This is a genomic window from Microcystis sp. M20BS1 (assembly GCF_020245305.1).
GTDB lineage: Bacteria > Cyanobacteriota > Cyanobacteriia > Cyanobacteriales > Microcystaceae > Microcystis > Microcystis ichthyoblabe_A.
The window spans coordinates 16,603-38,046 of the sequence record NZ_JADBUZ010000061.1 but is presented as its reverse complement, the minus strand read 5'-3'; the positions used below and the strand labels follow the sequence as shown (position 1 = coordinate 38,046).

General features: G+C 43.3%; 20 protein-coding genes. 11 read left to right on the top strand and 9 right to left on the bottom strand.

Annotated elements, in window-relative coordinates; all coding sequences use genetic code 11:
- The first annotated feature begins 28 nt into the window (after positions 1–28).
- The 4 genes from IM507_RS06215 (at position 29) to IM507_RS06200 (ending at position 4,266) form a co-directional block, all read left to right on the top strand.
- A complete protein-coding gene (locus IM507_RS06215) occupies positions 29–1,351 on the top strand; it encodes a serine/threonine protein kinase (RefSeq protein ID WP_069474805.1) in 1,323 nt (440 codons plus the stop codon).
- A 384-nt stretch (positions 1,352–1,735) separates the two neighbouring features.
- Positions 1,736–2,980: an ATP-binding protein gene (locus IM507_RS06210; RefSeq protein ID WP_002740076.1), complete on the top strand. Its 1,245-nt coding sequence runs from the start codon at positions 1,736–1,738 to the stop codon at positions 2,978–2,980.
- Between the two features lie 46 nt (positions 2,981–3,026).
- Entirely contained in the window at positions 3,027–3,602 is a 576-nt protein-coding gene (locus IM507_RS06205) for a Uma2 family endonuclease (protein WP_042791087.1), read from the top strand.
- Between the two features lie 79 nt (positions 3,603–3,681).
- Entirely contained in the window at positions 3,682–4,266 is a 585-nt protein-coding gene (locus IM507_RS06200) for a Uma2 family endonuclease (RefSeq protein ID WP_002776514.1), read from the top strand.
- Positions 4,267–4,279: 13 nt separating this feature from the next.
- Here IM507_RS06200 and IM507_RS06195 read toward each other — a convergent pair whose 3' ends face one another.
- The gene (locus IM507_RS06195) at positions 4,280–5,767 is read right to left on the bottom strand and encodes a DUF3084 domain-containing protein (RefSeq protein ID WP_123231012.1); all 1,488 of its coding nucleotides are present in this window, start codon (positions 5,765–5,767) and stop codon (positions 4,280–4,282) included.
- Positions 5,768–5,774: 7 nt separating this feature from the next.
- Positions 5,775–6,452: a global nitrogen regulator NtcA gene (gene ntcA / locus IM507_RS06190; RefSeq protein WP_002750097.1), complete on the bottom strand. Its 678-nt coding sequence runs from the start codon at positions 6,450–6,452 to the stop codon at positions 5,775–5,777.
- A 214-nt stretch (positions 6,453–6,666) separates the two neighbouring features.
- Between ntcA and fabI the strand changes: the two genes are divergently transcribed.
- The 3 genes from fabI to glyQ all read left to right on the top strand — a co-directional run bounded on the left by fabI (position 6,667) and on the right by glyQ (position 9,679).
- Positions 6,667–7,443, top strand: coding sequence for an enoyl-ACP reductase FabI (gene fabI, locus IM507_RS06185; protein ID WP_002740281.1), 777 nt, complete (start codon positions 6,667–6,669; stop codon positions 7,441–7,443).
- A gap of 279 nt (positions 7,444–7,722) precedes the next feature.
- Positions 7,723–8,646, top strand: coding sequence for a serine/threonine protein kinase (locus tag IM507_RS06180; protein WP_287636777.1), 924 nt, complete (start codon positions 7,723–7,725; stop codon positions 8,644–8,646).
- Positions 8,647–8,803: 157 nt separating this feature from the next.
- The gene (gene glyQ, locus IM507_RS06175; RefSeq protein ID WP_002739739.1) at positions 8,804–9,679 is read left to right on the top strand and encodes a glycine--tRNA ligase subunit alpha; all 876 of its coding nucleotides are present in this window, start codon (positions 8,804–8,806) and stop codon (positions 9,677–9,679) included.
- 142 nt (positions 9,680–9,821) lie between these two features.
- Here the strand turns inward: glyQ and rpsJ are convergent, their stop codons facing one another.
- From rpsJ to rpsL, 5 genes are all read right to left on the bottom strand, one after another.
- Positions 9,822–10,139, bottom strand: a complete 318-nt coding sequence (gene rpsJ / locus IM507_RS06170) for a 30S ribosomal protein S10 (protein ID WP_002740287.1) — start codon at positions 10,137–10,139, stop codon at positions 9,822–9,824.
- Positions 10,140–10,229: 90 nt separating this feature from the next.
- The gene (gene tuf / locus IM507_RS06165; RefSeq protein ID WP_002740136.1) at positions 10,230–11,459 is read right to left on the bottom strand and encodes an elongation factor Tu; all 1,230 of its coding nucleotides are present in this window, start codon (positions 11,457–11,459) and stop codon (positions 10,230–10,232) included.
- A gap of 153 nt (positions 11,460–11,612) precedes the next feature.
- Positions 11,613–13,688: an elongation factor G gene (gene fusA / locus IM507_RS06160; protein ID WP_287636776.1), complete on the bottom strand. Its 2,076-nt coding sequence runs from the start codon at positions 13,686–13,688 to the stop codon at positions 11,613–11,615.
- Between the two features lie 131 nt (positions 13,689–13,819).
- Positions 13,820–14,290: a 30S ribosomal protein S7 gene (gene rpsG / locus IM507_RS06155; RefSeq protein WP_002739653.1), complete on the bottom strand. Its 471-nt coding sequence runs from the start codon at positions 14,288–14,290 to the stop codon at positions 13,820–13,822.
- 155 nt (positions 14,291–14,445) lie between these two features.
- The gene (rpsL, locus tag IM507_RS06150; protein WP_002740176.1) at positions 14,446–14,829 is read right to left on the bottom strand and encodes a 30S ribosomal protein S12; all 384 of its coding nucleotides are present in this window, start codon (positions 14,827–14,829) and stop codon (positions 14,446–14,448) included.
- 420 nt (positions 14,830–15,249) lie between these two features.
- Between rpsL and IM507_RS06145 the strand changes: the two genes are divergently transcribed.
- From IM507_RS06145 to IM507_RS06135, 3 genes are all read left to right on the top strand, one after another.
- The gene (locus IM507_RS06145) at positions 15,250–15,534 is read left to right on the top strand and encodes a type II toxin-antitoxin system RelE/ParE family toxin (RefSeq protein WP_123231009.1); all 285 of its coding nucleotides are present in this window, start codon (positions 15,250–15,252) and stop codon (positions 15,532–15,534) included.
- A gap of 43 nt (positions 15,535–15,577) precedes the next feature.
- A complete protein-coding gene (locus tag IM507_RS06140) occupies positions 15,578–16,735 on the top strand; it encodes a HigA family addiction module antitoxin (RefSeq protein ID WP_123231008.1) in 1,158 nt (385 codons plus the stop codon).
- A gap of 88 nt (positions 16,736–16,823) precedes the next feature.
- The gene (locus IM507_RS06135; protein WP_002740095.1) at positions 16,824–18,020 is read left to right on the top strand and encodes a DNA double-strand break repair nuclease NurA; all 1,197 of its coding nucleotides are present in this window, start codon (positions 16,824–16,826) and stop codon (positions 18,018–18,020) included.
- A gap of 201 nt (positions 18,021–18,221) precedes the next feature.
- Here IM507_RS06135 and IM507_RS06130 read toward each other — a convergent pair whose 3' ends face one another.
- Together IM507_RS06130 and metG are read right to left on the bottom strand one after the other, a co-directional pair.
- Entirely contained in the window at positions 18,222–18,827 is a 606-nt protein-coding gene (locus tag IM507_RS06130; protein ID WP_002739868.1) for a LabA-like NYN domain-containing protein, read from the bottom strand.
- Between the two features lie 100 nt (positions 18,828–18,927).
- Entirely contained in the window at positions 18,928–20,541 is a 1,614-nt protein-coding gene (gene metG, locus IM507_RS06125) for a methionine--tRNA ligase (RefSeq protein ID WP_002739922.1), read from the bottom strand.
- 155 nt (positions 20,542–20,696) lie between these two features.
- Between metG and IM507_RS06120 the strand changes: the two genes are divergently transcribed.
- Positions 20,697–21,413 carry a lysophospholipid acyltransferase family protein gene (locus tag IM507_RS06120; RefSeq protein WP_287636775.1) on the top strand — a complete coding sequence of 239 codons (717 nt, stop codon included), beginning with the start codon at positions 20,697–20,699 and terminating at the stop codon, positions 21,411–21,413.
- Positions 21,414–21,444 lie beyond the last annotated feature (31 nt).

Sequence of the window (21,444 nt, the reverse complement as noted above, 5' to 3'; positions counted from 1 at the left end):
AACAGGTCTAAATAAGGGAAAAGCCACTATGACCTTTACTTCTGATTCTTTTTTAGCGGAACGTTACCGACTACAACAACGCCTGGGAAATACCGCTATCGGTCGTCAAACTTGGTTAGCTACCGATGTATTATCTCAAGAATCGGTAATTATTAAACTCCTCGCTTTTAGTCCCCAGATGGAGTGGGAAGAATTAAAATTATTTGAACGGGAGGCAGCCGTCTTAGCTTCTCTCCATCATCCCCGTATTCCCCGCTATCGCGATTATTTTTCCCTCGATAAAAATCAAGGTGATGGGATTCCTTGGTTTGTACTTGTACAAGATTATATACCGGGAGAATCCTTAAGTGATCACTTAGAAAGGGGGCAACATTTCACCGCTACGGTAATTCGGACTATTGCCCAAGAAGTTCTCGAAATTCTCATCTATTTGCATGAATTATCGCCCCCAGTATTACATCGAGATATTAAACCTAGTAATTTAATTATTAACTCGGAAAATAACGTTTATTTAGTGGATTTTGGGGCAGTCCAGTCCAGGGGTGCAGTGACGGGAGTTACTTTTACCGTGGTGGGGACGAGTGGTTATGCACCCCTAGAACAATTTTGGGGCCGAGCAGTTCCGGGTTCTGATTTATATGCCTTGGGTATGACTTTAATTCATTTATTGACAGGAATTGTGCCAATAGAACTGCCCTACCGCGACTCTAAAATTCAATTTCGCCAACTGGTGACAATCGATGATGATTTAATCGATTGGTTAGAAACTATGACCGATATGGCAGTAGAAAAGCGGTTTAAAAGTGCCAGAGAAGCTCTGAAAATTCTCCAACATCCCTACTATCGTCAAGTATCAAGTTTAATCGATCCTAAGAAATTACCAAAACCTCCCCACAGTTCCATCCGTATCGCTAAACACCGGGATAATTTAGAGATTAATTTACCACCAACAATTAAGCTACCTTCCGATGCGCCTACTCTCTGGTCTTTGGCGATTTTCCTTACTGTCACTGTCTTTATCTCCCCAATTATTACCTTTATTATAGCTCTGATTGGTTTTATTTTTTCGCGGGAGATGCAATTAATTCTTACACCTCAAGAAGTTTTAATTAAATATAAACTTTTCAATTTTATCTACAAAAAATTTGCTTTCAAAACTCAAGACTTATGGGGTATTTTTCTTCATAGCAATGGTACAGAAGGTAACTATCAGATTCGTCTGCGGACAGCTAAAAATTACTATCTTATCGGCCAGAATCTCCGCGAGGATGAATGTCTCTGGTTAGGACAGGAAATCCAAGATTGGTTAAATTTTATCAAATATAACGTTTCTCATCAAGAGGAAGTGTAGCCCGACAGGGTATCTTCTCCTGGCTCTCTTGGATAATGTATTCTAAGATACATTCTCAAGAGCGAGGGGGTGGAACGAACCACAAAGACACAAAGGACACAAAGATTGATCGATCATATTGTAAGTTTAACTTATCACACAGAACCTAGAAGAGCCTTCTCCTGACTCCCCAAAAGGAAAACCTTGTACCTCATCTCAAGAAATCTGGGGAATTAGTCGGTAGGTATTTTCCCTTTTTTAACCTTAATTTTGCAAAGATTAACCTATCTTGATATAATAACAACTGATTGGCATTCCCTTAGCTACAGGACGGCAATTATTAAATCGAATTAGGAATTACAAAAAAACAGCCATGAAATGTTAGTTATTAGTGGAGAATAAAAAATGATTTCTGAAATTTACCAAAAAGTCAGCTTGTTAGTTTTGTATCAAGGGGTTTTTGATAATGCTATTGGCAAGGCATTTATTACCCTATTATCTACGGATAATATTGCCGATTTTCTTAAAGCCTATGGTCAATGGTTTCAAGCTTTAGCATCTAAAGATATCAGTTGGAATGATTTTCTAGTCGAACAAATTTTATTAGATGACAATCCCTTTAGTCAACAGGTACAGAAAAAAAGTTTTTGGGAGTTACCCGAATCTTTAATTAATGGCGTGAAACAGGATTTATCTATCCTTCAATCTCTCTATAATTCTAGCATTTATAGCCTCAGCAATTCGACAATTTTGGAACAAATTAAATTTCTCAGTTTCCCCGCTTGGGAAATGGACAATAAATTAGAAAGTTTTTTACATTCCGGTTTAGATTGGAGGGAATTAGTTGAAGATTTAGCAGATTATTATCGCGAATGTGGTACGGGAATTTTTGCCCGTTATCAAGCTTTAAGGTGGCAAGAAGGTCGATTACAAGGAATTACTCATCCCGATCCCGTGCAGATTCAAGAAATAGTCGGTTATGAAATGCCCAAGGAAACCTTGATTAAAAACACTGAGTTTTTATTAGCAGGTTATCCCGCTTTAAATGTGCTACTCTATGGCAGTCGTGGTTCGGGAAAATCCTCTCTAGTCAAGGGATTATTGCAAAAATACCATAGTCAAGGATTGCGCTTAATTGAAGTGGCCAAATCCCAATTAAAAGACCTACCATTAATTATTGAAATTCTGCGATATTTACCGCAAAAATTTATTATCTTTGTCGATGATTTATCCTTTGAAGAAGACGATGAAGCTTTTAAAGCTTTAAAGGTTGTTTTAGAGGGAAGTATCACCGCTAGACCGAAAAATGTCGTAGTTTATGCCACTTCTAATCGCCGACATTTAGTCAGAGAATTTTTTGCCGATCGACCCCGACCAAAAGATGGGGATGAAGTGCATAATTGGGACACAGTACAAGAAAAATTATCCTTTAGTGATCGCTTTGGGTTAACCCTAACTTTTGAACCAGCTAATCAAGAAAAGTATCTGGAAATAGTGCGTCATTTAGCCAGTTTAGCTAAATTAAAAATTAGCTTAGAAGACTTAGAATTTCGTGCCAAACAATGGGCAACCCAACATAATGGGCGATCGGGAAGAACTGCCAGACAATTTGTTGATTTTCTCCAAGGGGAATTAGAATTAAATAGGTAGCATTAATTGTGTTATGATTAAATAAAAGAATATCTAATCTGGAAAAATGTTGACTCAATCTCCTCCCAAAACCCTCAGCTTAGAAGAATATCGTAATTTAGAAACCATTGCCGAGGTTAAACACGAATATCACGACGGGGAAATTATCGAGATGACAGGGGGAAGCATCAATCATAATAGTATTCTCATTAATCTTATTGTCCTGCTAAAATTAGCTTCAAGAGGAACTAATTATCGTCTTCAATCTAGCGATCTACGTCTATGGATACCCCAGTATAATCGCGGTTTATACCCAGATTTAATGATCATTGCTGGGGAACCATTATTTAGTGATAATCGCAACGATGAAATTTTAAATCCCTGTGTAATTATCGAAGTTTTATCCCCTTCCACCTCTAGTTATGATCGGGGTGATAAATTTCGTTATTATCGTTCTATACCCCAATTAAACCAATATCTTCTCGTCAGTCAAGGGGAGATATTAATAGAATCCTATAGCAAAACCTCAGAAAATAATTGGTTGCTGCAAGAATACACCCAAGCAAGGGGAATTATATCCCTAGATTCTTTAGGAATTAGCTTAAATCTTGCCGATATTTACGAAGGAGTTGATTTTAATTGAAGAATAATTGATGAATGATAACCTTTTTTCTGTGATCTAGGTTATAATCGGGAGGATTAAAAATTCTGTGACAGAGAAAATGCTAACTCGATCTCCTACCAAAACCCTCAGCTTAGAAGAATATCGTAATTTAGAAACTAGAGCGGAAACTAAACAGGAATATCACGACGGGGAAATTATCGAGATGACAGGGGGAAGCATCAATCATAATCGACTGGTACGCAATTTAATTCGCTTGTTAGACAATGCTTTAAGGAAAACTATTTATGAAGTCTTTCCCAGTGATTTACGACTATGGATACCCCAGTATAATCGCGGTTTATACCCAGATTTAATGATCATTGCTGGGGAACCATTATTTAGTGATAATCGCAACGATGAAATTTTAAATCCCTGTGTAATTATCGAAGTTTTATCTCCTTCCACCTCTGGTTATGATCGGGGTGATAAATTTCGTTATTATCGTTCTATACCCCAATTAAACCAATATCTTCTCGTCAGTCAAGAGGAGATACTAATAGAATCCTATAGCAAAACCTCGGAAAATAATTGGTTACTGCAAGAATACACCCCAGCAAGGGGAATTATATCCCTAGATTCTTTAGGAATTAGCTTAAATCTTGCCGATATTTACGAAGGAGTTGATTTTAATCTCAAATCCTAACTTTAGCTATCTTTTAAGAAGACGTACTAAAAACAATTTTACCATCTTTTACCGCTACTAAACGCAAAGTTAAAGGTCCAGATGTATTAGTTTTACTAGCAGCAACTGCCTCAAGTGTCTCGATAGAATTACCCGACTTTTTCACTTGACCAATAAAGTTAACTACCGTAGTTAATAAACCATCTTCCACTTGAATTGACCCTAAAACTCCCGCACTTCTAGCGCGAAATTGAGCCGAAGCTAAGAGTAAATCTAATCGCTTTTGTAGATCTTCTTCTGTCATATTTTGGGGATCAATAGAAACGGTAGCGATCACCTGTTTCTCCTCAAAAACTCTTTGATTGGGAACCACATCAGCAAAGACACGAATCTCGCTTTCTCCTAAGACATAATTACCTGCGGAAAGGATTCTCACCACATATTCTTTACCGTCCTGTAATTGTTGACTTAACTGTTCTACCTGTGCTTTTGTGATCTTAACTAAACGCTGGTCAAAATTAGGCTGATTCGGTTGGGTGGCACGGATAGCATTTATATTCGCTTCCCGCAATAACTTATCAATAACAGCGACAATAGCTTGGGGATCGACAATACGAAAAGCTCCAAAAGATAACACCTGTCCCCGGAAAATAGCGATTTGTTTTTCCCGCAATTCTTGATAGGTTTGATAGTATTGTTCTAAAACTTCCACTTCCCGCTTAAGAAAAGCCATTTGGGTTTCTAAATCTTTTAATTTTCCCTCGCGCTGTTCCAAAGCAAAATTTTTATCCACAATCGATCGATCGAGTTCTCCAATACGTTGATCCCGGCGATCAATTTCTAGCTGTAGGGTTTTTTGTTGAGTTTCCAACTGTTGAAGTCGCGCTTGTCTGGTTGTTAATAATTTTTGTTGATTAGCTAACTCTTTATCTCTAACTTGAAGGGTGGTTTGTAGTTGATTGATCTGACTAGAAAGAATTGATTTTTGTTGGGACAATTGATCCCGTTGACTGATTAACTGCGCTTTTTGATTAGTTAAAATAACTCGTTCATTATTTAAATTAGCCACTTCCTTGCGAAACTTTTCCAACTGTCCCGAAACTAATCGCAAACGTTGACGAGAAGCTTGATAATTTTTATTAAGAACCTCTAGACGTTTCTGCACAGCTATCTGTTCACTTTTAGCCGTTTTTAAAGCCTTTTCCACTCGATTTTTTTGTTCGGTGGTTTTTCTTACCTGACTTTCTAAATCTTTGATAGCGGCACGACGTTCATTTAAGAGACGATCCAGTTCAAAAACCCCTTGACGCAGGGATTTACTAGAAGCAAATAAGACAATTAAAGTCGAACCGGCGATCAAAATTCCCGTTACAATCGTCATCAAAGTTGCGGTTTGTTTCGGACGCAGATTAAATAAACGCATCCTTTTCTTACCGATACGGCTACCTATACGATCGCCAATCGCCGCTATCAGACCACCTAAAACCACGATGGCCAAAACTAAAATATAAGCGCTAGTCATCCAGAATTTAAGTGAATTGTTGACTGAGAGCGACGGGATTATGGACGGTGATTTTCTTCTTGTAAATTGAGACCATTTCCTGATCCCGCAGCTCTCCCAATAAACGGGTGACAGTGACGCGGGTAGAACCGATCGCTTCTGCGATCGCTTGGTGAGACAATTTTAGATCCACCCGGATGCCATCGGTGGTGGGAACCCCAAAATCACGACAGAGAATTAATAAAAAACTGACCAAACGTGAACCCATATCCCGGTGAGCTAAGGTTTCGATCATCATTTCCGTTTGCAGAATCCGCGAGGACAACCCCTGCAGCATCAACATTGATAAATCGGGATTATTGCGGAGGGATCTTTCTACCTGCTCGATCGGGGCCGAGAGTAATTCTACCGGAGTAAAAGCCACGGCATGATAAAAACGATCCGATCGCTGACCAGTCAGTAAGGATAGCACACCAAAGACGCTATTTTCCCGCAGTAGAGCCACGGTAATTTCCTCTCCCGCTTCATAGACTCGCGATAACTTAACGGCTCCTTTCAGCAAAAAATAGACTCTTTCGGCGGGATCTCCCGGGAAAAAGATCGTTTTGCCACGCTCGAACAACTCCACCACCGGGGGGAAATTGCCGCTGCCGATTCGACGGAACACATCTGCTAGGGGTTTATCTTGTATTAATGATAAGTCCATCTCACATCCAAAAAAGGGGAAAATTGTTTTTATTATCCAACGAGTGTCACCTCTATTAAACACAACCGCTCGCTAAACTGGGAAAAGTTTTGGGCGCTTTTTGCCAGACAATAGGGGAGGGGTGATCATTGCTGCCCCGTTATCTGTATCCCTATTATACCGAATCTCGCTGGGGTCGGCTATTGGGGAGATTTTTGTAAGAGAAACGAGAACTATGTTAGATTTAACGGGAAAAAACGCCCTAGTGACAGGAATTGCCAATAATCGCTCGATCGCTTGGGGAATTGCTCAACAACTCCATCAAGCTGGTGCAAATATCGGTGTCACCTATCTCCCCGACGAAAAAGGCCGTTTTGAGAAAAAAGTGCGAGAATTGGCCGATGAACTTAATCCCGCTTTTTATGTCCCCTGCGATGTCCAAAATGACCAACAGGTAGAAGATACTTTCGCTACAGTGGCGGAAAAATGGGGTAAACTGGATATTTTGATTCACTGTCTCGCTTTTGCCGATAAAGAGGGTTTAACGGGCGATTTTACCGCCATCCCCCGGGAAGCTTTCACTAAATCCCTAGATATTAGCACTTTTTCCCTAACCCGTCTAGCGCGATCGGCTAAACCCTTGATGACGGAAGGGGGAAGTATTATCACTCTTACCTATCTCGGCGGTGTCAAGGTAATTCCTAACTATAATTTAATGGGGGTGGCAAAAGCCGGTTTAGAAATGAGTGTTCGCTATTTAGCTGCGGAATTAGGTGGCCAAAAGATCCGAGTTAATGGTATTTCTGCCGGTCCAATTCGCACCTTAGCATCTTCGGCCGTGGGGGGAATTCTTGATATGATCCATCATGTGGAAGAAATCGCTCCTTTACATCGCACCGTGACACAAATTGAGGTAGGAAATACGGCCGCTTTTTTAGCCAGTGATCTTTCTAGTGGTATTACCGGTCAGATTATTTATGTAGATTCCGGTTACGAAATTATGGGAATGTAGTTTTATTCAGTTATTAGTTATTAGTGTCACGGGGTTCTGAAGGGGGATTTTTGACTTCTTTGGGGTTAATTGTGATCGGTCTGAAGGTTCATTTAATTTTTTCACAATTTATTCCCTATTTTCAAACAATTTCTCAATGATGCTTTTCATTTTTGCATTGGTGAAGGGATTGGGGAAGATTCGGCGAATCTCAGGATAGGCGATTAAAATGCGTCTTAGCCTATTATTTGTGTTAATCTCATCTTTACAGACCAAAACCCTAAATCGTCTAAGAAGACAATGGCCGCCAATTCTCGGAATAAATCGCCCGTTTTTCTCGGCTGTTCTGGCAGAATCGCTATTTTTTGCCTCTTGATGTTATTATCGGCGGCAATAGGCTGGTTAATTGGGAAACAGTGGGTTAAACACAGCAATCAACACGAAACCGTTAAACCAGTTTTTGCCACGGAGGAAAATAATTTTAATTCTGCCACAGATAGGGCATGGCAACGGAAAACTGAGATGAGAAAGCGTCGTCTAGAGTTGGGAATTGATAGTCAGTTTTTTAAAAATCTCGTCAATGAATTGTTTAACCTCCGCTATGGGGATATCAAAGAGGAAAAACAGAAACAGGAACAAAGAGACATTCTAGGAGCAGAAATACTCGATCGCTTAGAACGTCTCGATTCTGGCACTAGAGAAGCATTAGGCAGCTACAACGAGCAACAGCGAGAAAAATGGCGAGAACAAGTGAATCAATTACGCTTAAGCGGTAGAGTCTTTAATTTACTCACTGATACTGCCTTTTTTCAGTTATTTCCCGAATTGACAGAAAGACCAAGTTTTGATACAAGCCTGGGTCAACTATGGAGTGGTTTGGCCTGGAATCAGTTACAATCTTTAGAGTCTGGCCTATCCTACCAAGCGATCGAAAGTTTAGACGCGGGGGGGGAGGAAGTTATCGAGGCAATTCTCAGCGAGGGACAAGGAAAAGCCTATGCAATAAAATTGCGTTCCAGTGATCGGTTAAACTTAAATTTAGAGGCGGAAGGCGAAGTTTTACTATCTTTCTACTCTCCCACGGGTAATATTACCCTTTTAGATAAGTCTAGCGATCGGCAATGGTCTGGTCAATTACCCGAAGAGGGATTTTATGAATTAGTTATTCTCCCCCAGTCTTCTACCCCCGTTCACTTTCGCTTGCAGTTAAAAGTAAGTCAATGACTTTAACCGTCAGGAGACAGGATACAGGAGACAGTCGGCAGCTTTTTTCTCCCCAACCCCCCATCTCCCCACACCCCACACCCCACACCCCACACCCTACACCCCACACCCTACACCCCACTTCCCCAACCCCTAACCCGCTTTTTTACTTTTTCCCATGTCTCTAACTTTCCAAGCTGTTATCGCTAAATTAAATGAATTTTGGGCTGATCGCGGTTGTTTGGTTGCTCAACCCTATGATACCGAAAAAGGTGCAGGAACCATGAGTCCCCACACTTTTTTAAGGGCAATTGGTCCGGAACCTTGGGCCGTTGCCTATGTGGAACCCTGTCGTCGTCCTACGGATGGCCGTTATGGCGAAAATCCCAATCGTTTTCAGCATTACTATCAATATCAAGTCCTAATTAAACCCTCTCCCGATAATATTCAGGATATCTATTTAGACTCCCTGCGGGTGTTAGGAATTAACCCAGAAGATCACGATATTCGCTTCGTGGAAGATAACTGGGAATCTCCCACCCTCGGCGCCTGGGGTGTGGGTTGGGAAGTGTGGTTAGATGGGATGGAAATCACCCAATTTACCTACTTTCAACAGTGTGGAGGTATCGATTGTCGTCCCGTGGCGATCGAAATTACCTACGGTTTAGAAAGATTAGCCATGTATCTGCAAGATGTGGAGGCAATTAATAAAATTCAATGGAATGAAAATATCCTCTACGGTGACATTTTTCTACAAAATGAAATCGAACAATGTACCTACAATTTTGAGGCTTCTAATCCTGAGTTATTATTTAGTTTATTCAGTTTATATGAACAGGAAGCTAAACAATTAATCGATCGCTCTCTGGTGATTCCCAGTCTAGATTATGTTCTCAAATGTTCCCATACTTTTAATTTACTTGATGCTAGAGGTGTGATTGCTGTAGCTGAAAGAACCCGTTATATCGGCAGAATTCGCAATTTAGCTCGACAGGTTGCTCAATTGTATTTACAGCAACGAGAAGCTTTAGGTTTTCCCCTACAAAAGGTCTAGCGATCTGGGCATCTTTGGTGATGCACCCCTACCAATTGTACTGCCCTTCTTTTAATAACTTCCTTTTATCAAAAATCCTGTTTAAAAGTTATAGGATAGTGGGAAAGAAAAAAAGATGTTATCGCTAACATCTTTTTGGCATTTACAACTTAACTTCAATATCAACCCCTGCGGGTAAATCCAATTTCATCAAGGCATCGATTGTCTTAGAAGAGGGTTGGTAAATATCAATAATGCGGCGATGGGTGCGGGTTTCAAAATGTTCACGGGAGTCCTTGTCAACGTGAGGGGAACGCAGGACACAATAAATCTTTCTTTTTGTCGGTAGGGGAATCGGTCCGATCGCTGTGGCGTTAGTTCTATTGGCAGTATCGACAATCTTCTCACAGGAAGTATCGAGTAAGCGCTGGTCAAAAGCTTTCAAACGAATGCGAATTTTCTGTTGTTGTAGCGTAGCCATAATTTCACCTATTGCAATTGTCAAGGTACAAAATAAAGACAGTAACGGAGCAGCTTTTAAATTCACTGCCCCGTTAATTAGTAGATTAGCCTACTTGATAATTTTCGAGATAACGCCGGAACCGATGGTGCGACCACCTTCGCGAATAGCGAAGCGCATACCCTGTTCAATAGCGATCGGGTTGATCAGTTCCACGGTCATTTTGATCCGGTCTCCCGGCATGACCATTTCTACAGTGCTGCCATCATCGGCGGTGTAGTCTTTGATAGTGCCAGTTACGTCGGTTGTGCGTACATAAAACTGAGGACGATAGTTTTTAAAGAAAGGAGTGTGACGACCACCTTCTCCTGCAGTTAACACATACACCTCCCCCTCAAACTGGGTGTGGGGTTTGATTGTACCCGGTTTAGCGATCACCATGCCGCGCTCGATGTCGGTTTTTTGGATACCACGCAGGAGGATACCAGCGTTGTCACCGGCCATCCCTTGCTCAAGACTTTTCTTGAACATTTCGATCCCGGTGACGGTGGTGGGGCGAGTTTCTCTGATCCCGACCAATTCCACGTTATCACCCACTTTCACAATACCGCGTTCGATCCGACCGGTAGCCACCGTCCCCCGACCAGTAATCGAGAATACGTCTTCTACCGCCATCAGGAAGGGTTTATCGATATCCCGTTCGGGGGTGGGGATATAGCTATCTACCGCTTCCATTAATTCATAAATTGCGTCCACCCACTCGTTATCGCCTTTTTGGGCCTTGGGATTTTTGGTCATGTAGTCGAGGGCTTCTTTCGCAGAACCGGCAATAATGGGGATATCGTCGCCAGCAAAGTCGTAACTGGTGAGAAGTTCGCGTACTTCCAGTTCTACGAGTTCCAGTAACTCCTCATCGTCCACCATATCTTTTTTGTTGAGGAAGACCACCAGGTTAGGTACACCCACCTGACGAGCCAGCAGGATATGTTCCCGGGTTTGGGGCATCGGGCCATCGGCGGCCGAGACCACGAGAATACCACCGTCCATCTGTGCCGCACCGGTGATCATGTTTTTTACATAGTCGGCGTGGCCGGGGCAGTCCACGTGTGCATAGTGGCGATCAGCGGTTTCGTACTCAACGTGAGCGGTGTTGATGGTGATCCCGCGGGCTTTTTCTTCGGGAGCGGCATCGATTTCATCGTATTTTTTAGCTTGGGCATTACCCAGAGCCGCTAGGGTCATAGTGATAGCGGCGGTGAGGGTAGTTTTGCCGTGGTCAACGTGACCGATCGTACCGATGTTAACGTGAGGTTTCGTCCGTTCAAATTTAGCGCGTGCCATTTACTTTCTGTTCCTTTGTTTTTTTTTCTTCTTCAGCTGGGTGAACAGTAATCAGTTACTGGAGATCAGTTTTAAGTTAGCAGTTATTAGGGTTGACCGATCGAATTTAAATGATCGGTTTATCCCCACTGCTCACTGGTCACTGGCAACTGATTAACCGTTCCCTTTACTTTTGGTGATAATCGCCTCAGCCACGTTGCGGGGGACTTCTTCGTAATGGCTAAATTCCATGGTGAAGATGCCCCGTCCTTGGGTTTTGGAGCGAATATCAGTGGCGTAACCAAACATTTCCGCTAAGGGAACTTTAGCGGAGACTTTGGCGATGCCGGCCTCGGTTTCTTGACCTTCGATTTGTCCCCGACGGGAGTTAAGATCACCGATGACGTTACCGATGAAGTCTTCGGGTACTTCCACCTCGACCTTCATCATCGGTTCTAGGAGAACGGGGGTAGCTTTCATCACCGCTTCCTTAATCGCCATGGAACCGGCAATCTTAAAGGCCATCTCGGAGGAGTCCACATCGTGGAAAGAACCATCCACAAGGGTTGCTTTCAGGTCGATGACGGGATAACCCGCTACAATCCCCGATTCGCAAGCTTCTTTCATCCCTTGTTCTGACGGGTTGATGTATTCTTTGGGGATAGCACCACCGACAATTTTGGAGACGAAGACAAAGCCCGACCCCGGTTCACCCGGTTCGAGTTCGATGACGACGTGGCCGTACTGTCCTTTACCGCCACTTTGACGGATAAATTTACCCTCGGCCCGTACAGGTTTCCGCACGGTTTCCCGATAGGCAACTTGGGGAGCGCCCACGGTTGCTTCGACTTTGTATTCCCGCAGCATTCGATCGACTAGGATTTCCAGGTGCAGTTCTCCCATTCCAGCGATTACCGTTTGATTGGTTTCGGGATCAACTTTGACCCGGAAGGTGGGATCTTCATCGGAGAGAGCTTGCAGAGCTTTGCTGAGTTTCTCGATGTCCTGTTTGGTTTTCGGTTCCACCGCCACGGAGATAACCGGTTCGGGGATAAAGAGGGATTCTAGGATAACTGGGTTCTTCTCATCACAGAGGGTATCCCCGGTAATGGTGTTTTTCAGTCCGATCGCCGCTCCCAGATCACCGGCGCGCAGTTCATCCACTTCGATCCGTTCGTTGGATTTGAGGACGATCAGGCGAGCGATCCGTTCTTTGGTTCCTTTGGTGGAGTTGTAGGCGTAGCTGCCTTTAGCTAGTACACCGGAATAGACCCGCAGGAAGGTTAAACGACCGAAGGGATCGGCCATGATTTTGAAGGCGAGGGCCGAGAAGGGCGCATCGTCCTTGGCTTCCCGGATTGCCTCGCTACCATCGGGGAGAATCCCTTTAACGGCGGCTACTTCCGAGGGTGAGGGCAGATAATCGACAACGGCATCGAGGAGCAGTTGTACCCCTTTGTTTTTGAAAGCCGAGCCGCAGAGGACGGGAACAATTGTACCAGCAATCGTCCCTTCTCTGAGACCGCGTTTGATTTCGGCTTCGGTGAGTTCTTCACCTTCTAGATATTTTTCTAGGAGTTCTTCATCAGCTTCCGCTACTGCTTCCACCAGCTGCACGCGGAATTTTTCGGCCTTTTCCAATAAGTCTTCGGGAATGTCGGTTTCTTCTATGTCTTTCCCTAGATCGTCCTTATATATATAGGCGCGCATCTTGACGAGATCAACGATCCCGCTCAGTTGGCTTTCTGCGCCGATCGGCATTTGGATGGGAACGGCGTTAGCTCTAAGGCGATCTCTTAATTGTTCGTAAACTTTGAAGAAGTTCGCTCCCGTTCTGTCCATTTTGTTGATAAAGGCAATCCGGGGTACTTTGTACCGATCGGCTTGTCTCCAGACGGTTTCCGATTGGGGTTGTACACCACCAACAGAGCAGAAAACCGCCACCACGCCATCGAGTACCCGCATGGAACGTTCCACTTCAATGGTGAAATCGACGTGGCCAGGGGTATCAATGATGTTGATGCGATGATCTTGCCAACTGGTACTGATGGCGGCGGCGGTGATGGTGATTCCTCGCTCCCGTTCCTGTTCCATCCAGTCGGTAATTGCCGTTCCGTCGTGGACTTCGCCCAGTTTATGAGCGACTCCCGTATAGAACAGGATTCTTTCTGTTGTCGTTGTTTTGCCCGCGTCTATGTGAGCGGCGATTCCGATGTTTCGCACTCTCTCTAGCGGGATAGTCCGTGCCACAGCAACCTCCTTGCTTTGCTTGCCAGTGATGGGATTTTGTTCTAGGATTTTTTACACTATTTACAATTCTATACTTTTCTTGACAGTTTTTTGGCGGCAGCGGTGTAGTCCACCGCCCTTAAAGTATCTTTTTAGTAACGATAGTGGGCAAAGGCTTTGTTTGCCTCTGCCATCCGGTGGGTTTCTTCCCGTTTTTTGATCGTGCCGCCGGTTTCATTGGCCGCATCCATGATCTCGTTAGCTAGTTTACCAGCCATGGTTTTGCCGCCTCTGGTTCTGGCATAATGGACTAACCAGCGTAGTGCTAATGTACTACCACGATTGGTGCGTACTTCCATCGGCACTTGATAGGTGGCTCCACCGACCCGGCGGGCTTTCACTTCCACTAGGGGGGTGGCGTTTTTAACGGCTTTTTCAAATACTTCTAGGGGTTCTTGACCGGTACGTTCGCCGACGGTTTTTAGGGCATCGTAAACGATGTTAGCGGCCAAGGATTTTTTGCCCGATCGCATGATCCGGCGGATGGTCATGCTGACTAAACAGCTATTGTAAACGGGATCGGGGGGAATAGGACGTTTTTTGACGTTTTTACGGCGAGACATCGGAGTATTCCTGAATTTTCTAGGTTAACTTTAACTTTTGCTTGACAGTCGGATGATTACAGCCCATCTCAAACCCTCTCCTGCGAGTTTTCAGTCTCTTGGGTTAACTTTGACCGACTCGGTGGGAGTATTTTTTTGGTTAATCAATTCCCTGTTTATTTAGCGGCGGGTTTGGGGCGTTTGGTTCCGTACTTAGAGCGCGCCTTTTGACGGTTTTTCACCCCGGTGGCATCGAGGGTGCCGCGAATGATGTGATATCTGACTCCGGGTAGATCTTTGACCCGACCGCCGCGAATGAGGACGACCGAGTGTTCTTGCAGGTTATGACCGATGCCCGGGATGTAGGCTGTCACCTCAAATCCAGAGGTTAAACGTACCCTAGCCACTTTCCGTAGGGCTGAGTTGGGTTTTTTGGGTGTGGTGGTATATACTCTTGTACAAACTCCCCGACGTTGGGGGCATTGTTTGAGGGCGGGAGATTTGGTTTTTCTTTTCGCTTTGGATCTTTCGTCGCGTATTAATTGCTGAATGGTGGGCATGATAGGGCTGTATCTAAGGTTACTCTGAACTCCTTGTTACCGAAGGTCAAATCGTTGACAAAAGGCCATTATAGCAAATTGCCGCTGTTGTTGTCAAGTCGCTTATTGTGCTTTTCTCTGGTTTCGGAGGTTAGAGATTGTCTTTTTCTTGGGCAGCGGCGGCACTCAATTCTGGCGTTATTAGACGATAAAATTACAGCTTCGTTGTTTTGGCTTGATAGTGCAATTTTAGCGATAATTATCACCTGATTAATCGGCTAATATCTGAAAAACTGTCTCTAGCTAACCTCATTTTCAGAACTGGTGTCTAGACTATTAGCTCTTAACGCTATATTTAGAGCTTTTGTACTGGATGCACCACAGGCTACCATAAAATATTGTTAACCTTTGAGGTTAACAATATTACAAGGGTCATCTACAATGGATATTGTCTTTAAGGAAAAAAAATTTGAGAACGAATGCAATAGCCAAAGACTACTGAAAAAACAGTATGGAGAGAAGATGGCTAAGAAAATCAGGCAAAGACTCGACGACTTAAAAGCAGTTATTGTCCTGGAGGAAATGCGATCGCTGCCGGGACGTTGCCACGAATTGTTATATAACCTTGCTGGACAACTATCCCTAGATTTAGTTCATCCTCTCAGACTAATTTTTGAGCCGGCTAATATACCGATTCCTCAAAAAGCAGACGGGGGAATTGATTAGAAGAAAGTAACCGCAGTCGTAATTATTGGCATAGATGACACCCATGACTAATACTATTGAGAACAGATATGCACCGGATTTTATTTCTCCACCGGGAGAAACCCTTGCCGAAATCCTAGAAGAAAGAAATATGTCTCAATCGGAACTCGCCCAACGCATGGGCAGACCAAAAAAGACTATCAATGAGATAATAAAAGGTAAAGCGGAGATTACTATCGATACCGCCTTACAGATACAGTTAGTGTTAGGAACTCCCGCCAGTTTCTGGATAGAGCGCGAAAGACTTTATCGGGAATATTTAGCGAGAAAAAACGAGACTCAAAGATTAAAAGGTTATTTAGACTGGTTAAAACAAATTCCTTATCGCCAGATGACTAAACTAGGCTGGCTCAAGTTTTATGAGGATAAAATAGAGCAATTACGGGAGAGTTTGAATTTTTTTGCCGTTGTTTCCCCTGAGCAATGGGAGGAGATTTGGGGGAGAAATTTATCGATTGATTTTAGAAAGTCTCAAGCATTTGATAGCGATCGAGGGGCAATAACAGCATGGTTACGTCAAGGAGAAATAGAAGCATCGAAAATTAATTGTGCTGATTACAACGAGTTGAAATTCAGAGATGCCTTGCGACAAATTCGTTCGTTAACTATTAAGTCTATCGAGGTATTTCAACCGCAAATTATCGAGCTTTGTGCGGCAGCGGGAGTTGCCTTGGTTTTTGTTCCTGAACTTCCGAAAACAAGGGTACACGGTGCTACCCGTTGGTTAGGTTCTCAGAAAGCTTTAATTCAATTGAGCGATCGATACAAAACAAATGATCATTTTTGGTTTTCTTTTTTTCATGAAGCTGGTCATATTTTATTACATGGGAAACGAATTTTATTTTTAGAGGGGCAAGATATTCAAGATAAAATTAAAGAAAAAGAGGCGGATGTTTTTGCGGCTAATTTCTTAATTGATCCTGGAGATTGGCAGAGATTTATCGCCAATAATTCTCTCAGTAAAAAAGCTATTAATCAATTTGCTGAACAACTAGAAATACACCCTGGTATTATTGTGGGTAGAATGCAACATGAGCAAATTATTTCTTATCAAAACTGCAATGATCTCAAGGACAAATATTGTCTAAATACGCAATATTCCTTTTTGGTATTGACGAGCGACTCCCCAAAAGGAAAACTTCCTATCTCACCCTTGAGATAACTGCTGTAAGCGGAGATTACTATGGATAAATTTGGCAATAAGTGACAAAATTGCGATAAAATCAAAAAAAGTCAGGGAGAGGATAGCTATGCTCGATCTTGCGAAATTAGCGGCAAAAATGCCAGGAATCAGTCAACATTTTCAACAGGAAGTGGCAGCTAGTCGCGAGCGCGTGCAACGGGCTAAAATTCTTTTAGAACAGGCTCAACAGCAACAGGAAAAACTGCTAGAACTCTATCATAACTGGCACGATCACCTAATTTTCTCCGTTGCACTACCGATCGAACCTCTCGACACCCGCGTTACTATCCTTCCCGCTCCCGAAAGTCATAGCGTTTTTGCCACGGATGGTTCCCAAATTGCCCCTTCTCACCACGAAATCGCCTACTGTTATCTAATTAATATCGGTAGGATTATGTTGCACTATGGTCAAAATTTGCACCCGCTCCTCGATAGCATTCCCGAAGTCTATTACAAATCAGAAGACCTCTACATTTCTAAACAGTGGGGTATTCGCGTGGATGAGTGGATGAGTTATCGTCGGACGGTATTAGAAAGCCAAATGTTAGCAGAAATGGCTACCCGTTGGGTAAAACCCCCTGGGGCCCATTATGAACCAAATTTAGCCCTCGTGGATGGTTCTTTGATCTATTGGTTTATCGATAGTCTCCCCCCGGAAGCAAAAGATTTAATTTTGCCACCGATTTTTCAGTCTTGGGACGATTTAAAATCAGCTAGAATCCCGCTTATGGGTTATATTAGTGCTTCTCGTAGCACGGAAAGCTTAAATTTCCTCCGTTTACAATCTTGTCCCCATGATACTCCCAATTGCTTGATCAATTGCGGTGATCTAGACCCAGAAAAAACCCCTTGTCGCGTTGTCGATCCTCTCCGAGATGCTTCTCTCTGGGGTTATTTATTGGAACCAGGACAAAGAAGTCCTTTTTGGCGCAGTTCTTTGAAAATACTCGATCTTTATGGGGATGAGCATCGCATTTACTTCTGTTATCTCCATGTGGGGACGGAAATCGCTAGGGTAGAGGTTCCTGCTTGGGTGGTGGAGGAGCGAGAATTACTCGATCGCTCTTTGAGTATTTTACTGGCCCAGGTGTTAAAAGGTTATGGTTATCCGATCGCCTTAGCGGAAGCGCACAATTTAGCTGTGATTAAAGGTGGCGATCGCTTGCGTTTTTTTGCCCTTTTGGAACAACAGATGATTAAAGTCGGTTTACAGGATGTGGGAACATCTTATAAGGAAGCGAGAAAACGCAGTAGTATCGCTTGATAGTAAATCTGTTGAGTATAGGCTACATATCAGGACAGGCAAAAGGCAATAGGTAAGAGGCAAAAGAGGGAATAAATAATCAGTCTTTAATAACCGGATTTAGTATCACTGATAACTGATAACTGATCACTGATCACTGATCACTGATCACTGAAAAAGGTGGGAATTACCCACCTTAAACTTGATTTTTGCTGAATTTTTCTAGCGACTGCTCCGATCTTGGTCTAAGACGCTGACGGGGAAATTATTATAACCAACGTGATGTTTGCTAGTTTTTTGAATTTCTTCTTTAATTTGATCTAGATCAACATAGCGATCGGCTACATTAATTAAACTATCACTGGTCATTGATCGCAAACTAACCACTTCCACTCGCGCACCACGGTAACTGACGGAATCGGCAGCATAGGCCAAATCCCCATCACCACTGACAATTACTGCGGTATCATAGGAACCCACTAGCGCCATTAAATCTACGGCAATTTCCACGTCGAGATTGGCTTTTTTGGAACCATCGGGTAATTGTACCAGATCTTTAGCGATGACTCGATAACCGTTGCGACGCATCCAGAGGAGGAATCCCTGCTGTTTTTCGTTAGTGCGATCAACTCCAGTATAAAAGAAGGCGCGCAGGAGACGAGAACCGGCAGTCAAACGACAAAGTAATTTGGTGTAGTCAATTTCGATACCTAATTGCAGAGCCGCATAAAATAAATTAGAACCATCGATGAAAATCGCCACACGACCGCGATTTTCTAGCACTTGTTCGGGGGTGAAGACTGGGGCTGTGTCATAATCATCAAACATTTTATTTTTCCTCGTTTGTTAAAAGTTTAGTGTTGGGTGTTTGCCAGTTGTGTCCCAAAGGACAACAGACCTTAAAAAATAGAGTTATCAAAAAATTCCCTTAGGAATCGTTTAACGGCAGTTCTAGTTTAGAAAAGATCGGTTCAGGTGTTCCTAGTTGTGGATTTGTGGGTAATCCCCATTGACAGTGTTGGGAAAAAGAGACACCATCAGGGAAGTTTTCCCCATCCTCCGACCTGAAAGTATTAAAATCAATAACAAAACCTAGTTGTTGATAAATTTTACTGCTTAAGGTCGGTATTATCGGTGAGAGTAGGTAGGCAGAGAGTCTTACTGATTCCAAAACTGCGTAGAGAACCTGTTCTACTGCTGCTTGTTGTTTCTGTTTAAATAAACTCCAGGGCGCACTCTCATCGATAAACTTATTACTAGCACGAATTAACGCCAATATTTCCTCACAGGCTTGATCAAATTGTAGCGCATTGTACTTCTGTTCAACAATGCCCCCTAGATTGATCCCCATATTCTTAAGACGATTATCGTTGGGGATATCTACGCCAGTCAACTGGGGGGGGATATTTTGGCAGTATTTTTTAACCATGCCTAGGGTGCGATTGAGGAGGTTGCCTAAATCGTTGGCTAAATCTGCGTTAAGAATATTAACAAATCTGGTTTCCTGAAAATCGCCATCCTGTCCTAATTCAATCTCTTTAACGAAATAGTAACGGACGGCATCGGCCCCATAGCGATCAACCAAATCGAAGGGATCGAGGGTATTACCGAGACTTTTGCCCATTTTCCGCCCGTCTTTGGTCAAAAAGCCGTGGCCGAAGACTCTTTTAGGCAAGGGTAAACCCGCCGACATTAGCATAGCCGGCCAATAAATGGCATGGAATCTTAATATATCTTTACCGATCAGATGCAGATCGATCGGCCACCATTTGGCCAAGGCATTTTCTAGAGTGGGTTCGTCTTCGGGGTCGAGAAGGGCGGTAACATAGCCAAGAAGGGCATCAAACCAAACGTAGATGGTATGCTGACCATCGTGGGGAATGGGAAACCCCCAAGCCACATTAACCCTAGAGATGGAGAAGTCCTGTAGTCCCTGGTTGACGAAGTTGAGAACCTCATTACGTCGGCTTTCCGGTTGAATAAAATCGGGTTGTTCTTGGTAAAGTTGTTCTAGTTGTGCTTGGTATTTAGAGAGACGGAAAAAATAGTTTTCCTCGTCGCGCCATTCGGCGGCCAGATTAGTATGAATGGGACAACAGCCATTATCTAACAGTTCTCTTTTTTCCTTAAATTCTTCACAGGCGACGCAATACCAACCCTGTTGGCGATCGAGATAGATATCGCCCTTTTCCCAGACTCTTTCAAAAAATTCGTTAACAATTGCCTGATGACGGGGGGCAGTGGTGCGACTAAAGCGATCATACTGGATGTGTAGCTTGGCCCAGAGATTGGCAAAACTGGTGGCGATGCGATCGCAGTGTTCCTGGGGATTGAGTCCTTTGGCTGCCGCAGTCCGTTCGATTTTCTGTCCGTGTTCGTCGGTTCCTGTAATCAGGAGGACAGAATTGCCCTGTAACCGCTGCCATCGTGCCATAACATCCGCTACGATCGTCGTGTAAGCACTACCGATGTGGGGGATATCGTTGACATAATAAAGAGGTGTTGTTAAAGCAAATGTTTTTCGCTCATTCAAATCATTCATGAAATTTATTTTTTTAAATAGACGAGGCTGCCCCAAGGCTGATCCGTAGATGATTGGGAGACAATCCCTATGTTTTATGATCCTCTAATTCTGTTTTATCCTTTAGTTGTGATCTAAGTCAATAAAAACAATCTTAAGGCCGATTTTTTTTCTCCATGACGCTGCTTACCCCCCTATCTACCTCTCGTTTAATTCTTGATACCACGCGCACGAGTCTGTTTACCGTCGGTCAAGAAAATCTACCCGGCCAAGGAGTGGCGATCGTGGTAAGTAACCATCGCAGCTTTTTGGACGCGCCGATCTTAATTCAAGCTTTGGGCAAAACTCTCCCGATCGCCTGTCATCACTACATGGGAAAAACGCCGCTTTTGCGGGAATTAATCGGAGAATTGGGCTGTTTTCCCTTTGATACCCCCGAAAAGCGCCACCAGACTTTTTTTCGGCAAGCAACGGATTTTTTACAGTCCGGACGATGGATCGGTTTATTTCCAGAAGGTGGATCGCCGATGTTAAATTTGACTGCTCCTCGTCAAATTAGCCGTTTTCAAAGCGGATTTGCCCATTTAGCCTTGGGTTGTCCCGTGGAGAATCTATCTGTCTTACCTGTGGCTATTCTCTCCGAGTCGGAAACTACTATTAGTCCTTTTCCCGTGCGTTTGCTGCGCTTATTAGATACCACAGAACCTTTATTCGATCAAGATGGTTGGCATCCCGTTGTCTTTTATCATCGTGTCAAGGTGGCGATCGGTCGTCCCTATGGAATTACTGAAAGCGATCGCTCAGATTATCAAGGTAAACAAGGAAAAAAAGCCCTTAATCGTTTAATTAGTCATTGTCAGTCGGAAATTGGCGATTTATTGCTGAAAGGGTAAGTCAGGAGGCAGTCGGCAGCTTTTTTCTTCC